General features: G+C 32.2%; 5 protein-coding genes. All 5 read right to left on the minus strand.

Annotation, left to right across the window (positions count from 1 at the left end):
* Window positions 1-102: 102 nt before the first annotated feature.
* The 5 genes from uppS to rpsB are packed head-to-tail and all read right to left on the minus strand — an operon-like array spanning window position 103 to window position 3638.
* Complete coding sequence (uppS, locus tag HMPREF9129_RS06220) at window positions 103-822, minus strand: undecaprenyl pyrophosphate synthase (RefSeq protein WP_040552664.1); 720 nt, start codon at window positions 820-822, stop codon at window positions 103-105.
* A 41-nt stretch (window positions 823-863) separates the two neighbouring features.
* On the minus strand, window positions 864-1421 hold the full coding sequence (gene frr / locus HMPREF9129_RS06225) for a ribosome recycling factor (RefSeq protein WP_040552666.1): 558 nt from the start codon (window positions 1419-1421) through the stop codon (window positions 864-866).
* A 10-nt stretch (window positions 1422-1431) separates the two neighbouring features.
* Entirely contained in the window at window positions 1432-2139 is a 708-nt protein-coding gene (gene pyrH, locus HMPREF9129_RS06230; protein WP_004821593.1) for a UMP kinase, read from the minus strand.
* 9 nt (window positions 2140-2148) lie between these two features.
* Window positions 2149-2796: a translation elongation factor Ts gene (tsf, locus tag HMPREF9129_RS06235; RefSeq protein WP_004821594.1), complete on the minus strand. Its 648-nt coding sequence runs from the start codon at window positions 2794-2796 to the stop codon at window positions 2149-2151.
* Between the two features lie 56 nt (window positions 2797-2852).
* The gene (gene rpsB / locus HMPREF9129_RS06240; protein ID WP_040552669.1) at window positions 2853-3638 is read right to left on the minus strand and encodes a 30S ribosomal protein S2; all 786 of its coding nucleotides are present in this window, start codon (window positions 3636-3638) and stop codon (window positions 2853-2855) included.
* Window positions 3639-3757 lie beyond the last annotated feature (119 nt).

Here is a 3757-nt window from a genome sequence, read left to right on the forward strand (position 1 = left end):
ATGACTAATAGAATAGCACCTTTAAGTATAACTCCTCCTATAAATAAAACTATAGAAATAAAAATTAATCCTATTAATGCTGTTATAGCTCTAGTACGTATATCACTCATCAATTCCCCCATAACGCCTACTTCTTTTTTGAAAATCACTTATAGCACTTAGCAAAACTTCTTCTGTAAAATCAGGCCATAATACATCTGAAAACCAAAATTCACTATATGCCAATTGATACAACATAAAATTACTTACTCTTAATTCTCCGGAAGGCCTTATCAAAAGGTCTAATTCATCTTGACCGGAAGTATATAAATAATTCTCAAATATATCTGAAGTAATATCTTCAAGTTTCATATTTCCATTTGAAACTTCTTCTGCAACTAACTTGGTAGCTCTTAAAATTTCATCCCTTCCACCATAATTTAGTCCGATATTTAATATCATTTTATCATTATGCTTTGTTTCATTCAATGCACGCTCAACAGATAATTTTACTTTGGTTGGTAATTGAGAAATATCACCTAAGACATTAATTTTAATATTGTTTTTCTTTATTTTTTCAAGTTGATTTTCTATATAATAAATCAATAAATCCATTAGCTTAGATATTTCTGATTCAGGCCTTTTCCAATTTTCTGTAGAAAAAGCATACAGAGAAAGAGATTTTATTTCTAATTTATAACAAGCTTCTACTATTTCAATAACTCTCTTTGTACCTTCTCTGTGGCCAAAAGTTCTATGAAGCCCTCTTTTTTTTGCCCATCTTCCATTTCCATCCATTATTATACCAATGTGTTTTGGAAGATTACTCATATCAATGCTCATTATTCCTCCATATAAAATTAGGACCCTTTTGGGCCCTAATCTCAAATTTCTAACAATTCACTTTCTTTATCTTTAGTAATCTTGTCAACTTCTTCAATATATTTATCTGTTATTTTTTGAATTTCATCTTCAGCTCTTTTTCTATCGTCTTCAGTTATTTCATTAGATTTTTCTAATTTTTTAATCTCTTCCATAGAATCACGTCTGATGTTTCTAAGAGCGACTTTAGCATTTTCGCTGTTCTTTTTTACAACTTTAATAAGATCTTTACGTCTTTCTTCAGTTAATTGAGGAATTACAAGTCTTACTATTTTCCCATCATTAGATGGTGTTATTCCTAAATCCGATTTTAAAATAGCCTTTTCAATTTCAGGAATAGTATTTGCATCCCAAGGTTGGATTGCAAGTAATCTTGGTTCAGGAGCTGAAATTCCGGCAATTTGGTTAAGCGGTGTTGTTTGTCCATAATAATCAATTGCAATTTTATCTAACAACGTTGGATTTGCCCTACCAGCACGAATACTTTGAAGATCTTCTTTGTAAACTGAAATAGACTTAGACATTTTCTGTTCAGAATCTTTTTTTATATCAGATATCATAATTCTCTCCTTAACGCACTTTTGTGCCCATATTTTTACCTTCAACAACATTTAATATGGAATTTTCTTCATCAATTCCAAAAACTACTAGTGGAATTTGATTATCCATACATAATGAGGTTGCGGTGGTATCCATAATTTTTAACTCTCTATTTAAAATTTCAAGGTATGATAATTCTTTAAACTTTTTAGCATTTGAATTTAATTTAGGGTCACTGTCATAAATTCCATCAACACCTTTTTTAGCTATAAGTATAACTTCAGCATCAATTTCTGCAGCTCTTAAAGCTGCAGTAGTATCAGTAGAAAAATACGGACTACCTGTTCCTGCTGCAAAAATTACTACTCTCCCTTTTTCAAGGTGTCTTATAGCTCTTCTTCTTATATATGGCTCAGCCACATCTTTCATTTCTATAGCAGTTTGAACCCTTGTCATTACCCCCAAATTTTCAAGAGAATCTTGAAAAGCAAGAGCATTCATAACAGTTCCTAACATACCCATATAGTCAGAAGTAGCTCTATCCATATCAGCTGAATCTCTGCCTCTCCAGAAATTTCCGCCGCCTACTACAACACTAGTTTCAACACCCAAGGCATGAATTGCTTTAATTTGCTCAGAAATTTTTTTAACGGTCGGAATATCAATTCCAACTCCTCTATCGCCTGCCAAAGCTTCTCCTGATAACTTTAAAACAACTCTTTTATATTTAGGCTCCATGTCGGCTCCTTATTGTCCTATTTGCTTTGCAACTTCTTCTGCAAAATCTTCTTCTCTCTTTTCAAGTCCTTCGCCAACTTCATATCTAACAAATCTTCTTACACTAATTTTTTCTCCAATTTTAGCAGAGATATTGTTTAATAAATCTTGAACTTTAACATCAGGGTCTTTTATGAATTTTTGGTCTAAAAGTACGATCTCTTCATAAAATTTTTCAAGTCTTCCAGCAACCATCTTTTCAACTATCTTTTCAGGTTTTCCTTCATTTAAAGCTTGTTCTGTAAGAACTTTCTTTTCATGTTCAAGAGCATCTTGAGGAACTTCTTCACGAGTTACATATTTAGGGTTTACAGCTGCAATTTGCATAGCTATATCTTTTACAAAACTCTTAAATTCATCATTTTTAGCTACGAAATCAGTCTCAGTGTTTACTTCTACTAAAACTCCAATTCTTCCACCGTGAATGTAAGATTCTACAATACCTTCACTTGCAATTCTTCCTGATTTTTTAGCAACAGAAGACAACCCTTTTTCTCTTAAAAGGTCTACGGCTTTGTTTATATCGCCATTTGCCTCTTGTAATGCTTTCTTACAATCCATCATACCTGCTGATGTCTTGTCTCTTAATTCTTTGATTAATGCTGCTGTTATTTCCATAATTTACCTCCTAAAAAAGAGAGTTCAAAGACAAGCTTTAGAACTCTCAAAATTAATTACGCTTCTATATTTTCTACAGTATCCTCTGCTTGAGATTCTTCATTTTTAACTTCTTCAGATTCTTCTTTAACTGCATCTTCAGAAAAATCTACATTTTGAGTACCTTGTTTACCTTCTAATACTGCGTTTGCCATTGTTTCAGTTATTAGCTTTACAGCCCTAATAGCATCGTCATTTCCTGGAATTGGAAAATCAATTTCATCAGGATCACAGTTAGTATCAATAATTCCTATTACAGGAATTCCTAAAATATGAGCTTCTTTTACAGCTATTCTCTCTTTACGTGGGTCAACTACAAATATAGCGTCTGGAATTCTACCCATATCTTTAATTCCACCAAGGAACTTTTCTAATTTTTCTCCTTCGTGTCTTATTTGTATAACTTCTTTTTTAGGAAGAGCTTCAAAAGTTCCATCCTCTTCCATTTCTTCTATTCTATGAAGTCTATCTATTCTTTTTCTTATTGTTTGATAGTTAGTTAAAAGACCCCCTAACCATCTTTGATTGATAAATGGCATTTCACATCTCTTAGCTTCTTTTTCTATAGCATCTTGAGCTTGTTTTTTAGTACCTACAAAAAGAATAGTACCGCCATCAGCTGAAATCTCTCTAATAAATTCATAAGCTTCATTTATTTTCTTTACTGTTTTTTGAAGGTCTATTATATAAATACCGTTTCTTTGAGTAAATATAAATCTAGCCATCTTAGGATTCCATCTTCTTGTTTGATGCCCAAAGTGAACACCTGCTTCTAATAAGTTTTTCATTGCTACTACTGACAAAAAAAATTCCCCCTTTGTTTATATCCTCCACCTTAATCATCTGTAATTGAGGACATTTCTGCAACTCTCAATACATCAAAAGGTGTGTGTAGTAAATCATCGGTTACAAGTATAGCATA

The sequence above is a fragment of the Peptoniphilus indolicus ATCC 29427 genome, assembly GCF_000227315.1.
In the GTDB taxonomy this organism is placed as follows: Bacteria; Bacillota; Clostridia; order Tissierellales; family Peptoniphilaceae; genus Peptoniphilus; species Peptoniphilus indolicus.